Below are 4674 nucleotides of genomic sequence, written 5' to 3' on the forward strand. Positions count from 1 at the left end.
GCGCCCTGCTCCGCCGAGGCGCCCGGGTTCGAGCACGAGTCGGCGGCGCGCGGGTGTCATCAGCCCGAGCATCCAAGGCCGGCGGCGCCCCGTGAATTGCCGCCGGGTGCCTCAGGATTCGGGATGGGCGAGGCGGCCGAGCAGGGCCGTCACGTCGTTGAGAGCGACCGGCTGGAAGAAGCGAGCGTCGGCCTGTTCGACGGCGGCGATCGCGCGCGGCGCCAGCTCGGCACCGGCACCGGTGACCCGCAGCAGCTTGGCGCGGGTGTCGGCGGGATCGACCTCGCGCTCGATCAGTCCCTTGGTCTCCAGGGCGCGCAGGACCTGCGAGGTCATCTTGACGTCGGTGCCGGCCTGGCGGGCGAGTGCCAGCTGGTTGGGCTGTTCGCCCTGCGAGTTGAGCCACCAGGTGCAGGCCAGCAGCACGAACTGAACATGAGTGAGACCGAGCGGGGCCAGGGCTGCGGCGATGTCACGCTGCCAGCGCAGCGTGGCGTGCCAGAGCATGAAGCCCGGGCTCTCGCCCGGAGTGAGGGCCATCAGCCGCGCGCCAACTCGACGAGGGCGGCCATGGTGGCGGGCCAGTCGGCGGTGACGGCCGGGCCGAGTTCGTCGGCAGCGGCACCGGTGATCTCCATCCGGTACACCACTCGAGTGCGCAGGCGCTCGCCCTGGTCGAGCGTGTGGGCGGTACGCAGCAGCAGGCCGTCAATCCGGGCCTCGTCGACGAACAGTTCATCGACGCTTGCCTCGGCGATACGCAGGTGCACCGGGTCCTGCCCAGCCGGGGTCATCACGATCTCAGTGCCCGCCGCGAACGGTCCGTTGATCGCGATGTTCTCGATGTCGGCGTTCCACGTCCCCCAGTTCTCGACATCGGCCCACAGGCGCCAGATCGCCTCAGGCGTGGCATCGGTCTCGATGCTGTGCTCATACGTCCACATCAGCGGCCTCCCCAATCCGAAGAACATCTACGCATAGATTATCTGCGCGATGATTATCTGTCCAGGAAGATCCACCGGCCCACCGACCAGCCTGCACGACACCGTCACTCGTCAGCCCCGGACTTCCGGAGTCGACCACTTAGGTTGGCCCCGCGCGCACGGGACTTACCAACCTGCCGGAGCATCAGACCGGAAACATACTGAAGGAAAACAGCGCCCCCGACCGGTATCGTCGCTGCTCAGGAAGTGTCGGTCCCGCGCACGCGGGGGTGGTTCGCAGCACTTGTAGATCGGCTGCAAGCATGGAAGGTCGGTCCCGCGCACGCGGGGGTGGTTCCGTGTCCGGCCCGCGGACGCAGGGCGCTCTGGCGTCGGTCCCGCGCACGCGGGGATGGTTCCCAGCTGTTCCCCGGCGCGGAGATCATCACATCGTCGGCCCCGCACACGAGGGAATGTCCCGAGCACTACCCCGAGGAGCATGAGCACGGGGTTGTCGGTCCCGCGCACGCGGGGATATGCCCGCCTCGTACGCGAGCGTCACGCGCTTGGGGTGGTCGGCCCCGCACGCGCGGGGGTAGTCCCCCGGGCGTCGTGTGGCTGAGGAGAATGTGGGAATCGACCCCGCGTACACGCGGGAATGGTCCTGCTGCCTGGGCCCAGGTGCTCTGGCGGGGATTGCGGCGTTCGTCGAACGTGTGTTAAGGCCCTGCCGCCGGGGGGGCTCACCCGGTCAGGAGGCAATGCTGGGCGTAACACCGTAAGAAGCCCGAGAGTTGGCCGTTCCAGGGCCGGACTGGACGTCACGGTGCATGCCAGGTTGACTCCTGGCGACCATGTCGACAGGCACAGGCACCCCTGGCGGGTGAGTTCCCTGTGCCGGGGATAGAGGAGAGCCGGATGCGGCGAGCAATCGTCCTGGGCGGAAGTATCGCGGGTCTGGGCGCGGCGCGCGTGCTAAATGATCACGCTGACCAGGTCGTCATCATCGAGCCGGACGACCTGAGCCTGTCATCGGCGGTCCGGCGCGGTGTGCCACAGAGTAGTCAGGTGCACGCGGTGCTGAGCATGGGGAAGGACCTGCTCGAGCGCTGGCTGCCGGGTCTGTCGGACGAGCTGATCGATGATGGTGCGATACCCAGTTACGGGGACAGCATCGAGCACTACGTCGACGGTGTCCTCAAGGCCCCGGTCTCTGCCGAATACACCATCGGGCTCACCCGCCCGCTGCTGGAAACGCACGTCCGTCGCCGGGTGCTGGCCGATGACAAGGTGAGCTTTGTGCAGGGCCGGGCGCAGAGCCTGCTTTTCGAAGGCGAGCGTGTCGCGGGTGTGCGCTACGTGCCCGAGGGCGCACGGGACGGCGAGACGCTGACGGCGGACCTGGTGGTCGATGCGACGGGCCGCGGCACGGCGCTGGACCGGTGGCTTTCTTCGGCGGGCTGGACTGCGCCGACCCTTGAGCGCATGGACCTGCAACTGGGATACGCGACGGCGCTCTTCAAGAGCGGAGAGGAGCTGCCCGGTGTGGATGTCGTGCAGGCGATCTCGACGCCCCAGGGGCCGTACCGGGATTCTTTCGCCGCGGTGCGGGTGGAAGGAGACCGGTGGATGGTGGTGGTGTCTGCGTACGGGCAGGACCGGCCGACGCGCATCCGCGAGGAGTTCCTCCAACGGTGCCGCACTGCTCCCATCCCACCGATCGCGCAGATCGCGGGCCAGTGCCCGATGGCGGGCGAGGTCACGACGTACACCATGGCCGACAGCCGCCGACGCCGGTTCACTGCGCTGGACCGGTTCCCGGCAAGGTTTGTTGCCGTCGGGGACTCCGTGGCGTCCTTCAATCCCATCTACGGGCAGGGGATGACCAGCGCGATGCTCCACGCCTCATGCCTGTCGGCCCACCTGCGCTCAGGGGCTCCTCTCGATGAGCCGGCCTGGGGATACTTCCGCCGGGTACAGGTCATCGTGGACGCAGCATGGGGGCTGTCCACGCTGATGGATCTCGCTCTCCCGCATGTCGACGGCCCGTACCCCAGGGGCTACCAGTTCGCCCGCTGGTACAGCAAGCAACTCGACCGGGCGACGGTCAACGATCCCAACCTGCACAGACTGTTCCTCGAAGTCGCGCACATGCGCAAGCACCCACGAGTGCTCAGCCGCCCCGCAACCATGCTGGCCGTGTCGCGTGCGCTGCTCACCTCCCGCCGGCGCCCGGCCAACGCGTCGATGTGAGCCGCGGTGCGGCCGCCCGTCACCGAGCAGGCGGCCGCACCAGCTGCGGGATGGGTCTGCGGGTTCCGGGCGGCTGCAGATGCCAGCCGCACCACGTAGCGCCTGGGTAGAACATACCTATTTGCTCTGCTCGGTTACGGTTGCATTGAACGATCTGTCCGATGAAGTGTGGTTGTCATGCCGAAGCGCCCCCTCTGGCTGTCGCATCTTGTGTGGACGGAGCTCCTGGCGCCCTGGATCTTCCCGGTCAACCTTGACGGCACCAGGGCTTGGAAGTGGTGGAATCCCAGGGGCTTCCTGCTGCTCGCCTTCAGCCCCGTGGCCGTGTTCTGGGCTCTTCATCCGAACAACGACGCTACATGGTGGGCCCGGTGCTTGACCGCCCTCGCCGGCGTGGCAGGCGCGGCCGTTCTCATGCTCGCGTCCGTCGGATACCGCAGGCTTGCCACACCACCCACGACTTCACATGGCGCCGAGGAGCACCCCTCACCGTGAATGGGTCGGCTTCTGAGCAGGCACGGTGAAGAGCGCCACCACTCCAACGCCATATGGCCTCGCTGAGGGCGGGAGCCCCGCAAGGAGGTCTCCGAGCAGGACACTACGACCCAGCGGCTCGTCGGTCGACCCCGCGCACACGGGGATCACTAACCTGCCGGAGCGTCAGACCGAAGACAGGCTGGATGAAAACAGCGCCGTCGACCGGTATCGTCGCTGCTCAGGAAGTGTCGGTCCCGCACACGCGGGGATGGCTCCGGCACCATGTGGGCACCGGTAGGGCCGCCGGGGTCGGTCCCGCGCACGCGGGGATGATTTGTCGAGTACACCACCATCACGAAGCTCCACAAGTTCGACCTCGCACACGCGGGAATGGTCCGTGCAGTCAGCCGCACATGCGGCTCGCCTCGGCGTCGGCCCTGCGCATACAGGGATGGTTCCCAGTCGCCCCGGTACAGTCCCGACGTGGTGTTGTCGGCCCCGCACGCACGGGGATGGGCTCCAGTGCCGTGGCTTGTTCCATGTCCTGGGGGCGGTTGGCCCCGCGCACGCGAAGGTGGTCCGCAAGTGCGCAAAAACAACGGACGCGAGGGGGAGTTGGTCCCGCGCACGCGGGGATGATCCCGAATCGCGGTCCATCCGGCGCCAACTCGGGTAATCGACCCCGCGCGGGGGTAATCCGTCCCGGATCCAGTGGCCGGCGGTGCTCGCGTCGTCGGCCCGCTACCCCGCCGCACACCCGCACACCCTGCCGACAACGTCCAGAGCGATTCTGGGATCGAACTGAAGAAAAACAAACCCCTCGGCGGGTATCGTCGCAGCTCAGGAAGTGTCGGCCCCGCGCACGTGGGGATGTTCCACCGTTACCGACGGTGGGGTCGGCCCAGTTGGCCCTGCACACGCGGGGATGGCTCCGACAGCTTTACGCCTAGTCACGGTGTACAGAGGTCGGTCCCGCACACACGGGGATGGTCCGCATGCCGCGATCACTGCCATGGTGTGG

3 protein-coding genes are annotated in these 4674 nt (G+C 67.7%); 1 reads left to right on the forward strand and 2 read right to left on the reverse strand.

Annotated elements, in window-relative coordinates; genetic code table 11:
• Positions 1 to 111 precede the first annotated feature (111 nt).
• On the reverse strand, positions 112 to 540 hold the full coding sequence (locus ACV530_RS36395) for a MarR family winged helix-turn-helix transcriptional regulator (RefSeq protein ID WP_494337017.1): 429 nt from the start codon (positions 538 to 540) through the stop codon (positions 112 to 114).
• Positions 540 to 944, reverse strand: a complete 405-nt coding sequence (locus tag ACV530_RS36400) for an SRPBCC family protein (RefSeq protein ID WP_494337018.1) — start codon at positions 942 to 944, stop codon at positions 540 to 542. The genes ACV530_RS36395 and ACV530_RS36400 overlap by 1 nt, the downstream gene beginning before the upstream one ends.
• 897 nt (positions 945 to 1841) lie before the next feature.
• On the opposite strand from ACV530_RS36400, the gene ACV530_RS36405 reads away from it, so the two are divergent.
• A complete protein-coding gene (locus ACV530_RS36405) occupies positions 1842 to 3176 on the forward strand; it encodes an FAD-dependent oxidoreductase (RefSeq protein ID WP_494337019.1) in 1335 nt (444 codons plus the stop codon).
• The last annotated feature ends 1498 nt before the right edge of the window (positions 3177 to 4674 follow it).

Source organism: Streptomyces sp. SX-6 (genome assembly GCF_059089585.1).

Bases quoted from the DNA above. Each gene is read 5' to 3' on its own strand.
- ACV530_RS36395 (WP_494337017.1), bottom strand. From the start codon at position 540: ATGGCCCTCACTCCGGGCGAGAGCCCGGGCTTCATGCTCTGGCACGCC.
- ACV530_RS36400 (WP_494337018.1), bottom strand. From the start codon at position 944: ATGTGGACGTATGAGCACAGCATCGAGACCGATGCCACGCCTGAGGCG.
- ACV530_RS36405 (WP_494337019.1), top strand. From the start codon at position 1,842: ATGCGGCGAGCAATCGTCCTGGGCGGAAGTATCGCGGGTCTGGGCGCG.